1 protein-coding gene is annotated in these 1,299 nt (G+C 63.4%); it reads right to left on the bottom strand.

Annotated features, from left to right (window positions below; genetic code table 11):
• Nucleotides 1–28: 28 nt before the first annotated feature.
• Nucleotides 29–1,219, bottom strand: coding sequence for an integrase core domain-containing protein (locus tag FJ543_RS31345; protein WP_140878695.1), 1,191 nt, complete (start codon nt 1,217–1,219; stop codon nt 29–31).
• Between the last annotated feature and the right edge of the window lie 80 nt (nt 1,220–1,299).

The following is a 1,299-nucleotide window of genomic DNA, read 5'->3' as shown; positions in this document are numbered from 1 at the left end:
ACCGGATACATAGGTAACAGTTCTCCCCCTATGCGTCCGCCGCAGCGCCAAGCGGTTCGGTTGGCGCGGCGCTGTGGCGGACAAGCTTCATGCGCCTTGTGTCGATGATGCCGAGCGGATGGGCATGGAAAGAAAGCAGCCATTGTCCATCCTCGGTTTCTGAGGCTGCGACCGCTTCGCCGGCCAGCGATTGCGAGACATAGACGAAGCCGCCATTCCACCTGATCTCGCCATTGTGACGCACCTGTCGGACCGCGGCCTCTTGCGGATATTCGGGCTCGCAGGGCGTTCTTGGCATGGCACGCTGTGAGGGGCGGTAATGCTGCGCTGGAGTATCCATGGCGAGCGCCTCATGCGGACGTTCCTCATTGTAGCTGCGCCGGAAGGCCTCGAAGGCCTTGGCCTGAGCCGTTCTGTCGGCCTCCGGTTCCTTGGCCAGTGGCAGCATGGTCAGATGGAAGCGCTCGTGGCGTCCGTTCTGCTGCGGCTTGCCGGGCGCGATCCGCTCCAGCGTGATGCCGAGCTTGATGAAGCGGACCGCAAGCGGCGTCAGCCCGGTGACGCCGGCCGACGCGAAGGGCGAACCATTGTCGCTTCTGAACCGATCCGGCAGGCCATGCTCCTCAAATAACCGCTCGAATACCGGCCAGGCCTCGGCGTGCGCCGTCGAGCCCGTCGCTTCAAGCGCCAGAAGGTAACGGCTCGAGGCATCCATCACCGTCAACGGATCACAGCGCCATCCGTCAGCAGTCTGGAACCAGCCCTTGTGATCGCCAGTCCACACCGCGTTCGGTCTTTCGGCCTGCGGCCACGGTCCATTGCCGCAGGCCCGCAGGCGTGGCCGCTTGCGGGCACGAACAAGCCCGTGTCGTGCAAGGATGGCGCCCACTGTCGAGGCTGACGGCCAGACCAGCTCGGGAGCCGTGCGCTTGAGCCGCGCCACGATCTTCTTAGGCCCCCACAGCGGGTGCGTCTCCTTTGTCGCCACGATCCGCTCCACCACATCCAGCGCCGTCGCCCGGCCATGATTGAGCGGCGCGCGCGGCAGATCGTGCAAACCTTCCGGACCGAACGCGCGATAGCGTCCAAGCCATTTGTAGCCAGTCTTGCGCGAGATGCCGTAAGCCGCACACAGCTCGATCATCGTCTCCTCATCCGAAAGCCAATCCACAATAAACCGCAGCCGCTCGTCCATAATGCCAGTTTCTCGCCAAACCATCGCCGGTCCTCCGGCGGACAAGAAAACTGTCACCCATGCTATCGGTCCATTCTGTTACCTATCTATCCGGTTCGGACACC

It is taken from the genome of Mesorhizobium sp. B2-5-7, assembly GCF_006440875.1.
Lineage (GTDB): Bacteria > Pseudomonadota > Alphaproteobacteria > Rhizobiales > Rhizobiaceae > Mesorhizobium > Mesorhizobium australicum.
The sequence above is the reverse complement of the archived record's forward strand: the minus strand, read 5'-3'. Positions and strand labels throughout refer to the sequence as shown.

Excerpts from the sequence above, each read along its gene's own strand:
- FJ543_RS31345 (WP_140878695.1), bottom strand. The coding sequence starts at position 1,219 with ATGGTTTGGCGAGAAACTGGCATTATGGACGAGCGGCTGCGGTTTATT.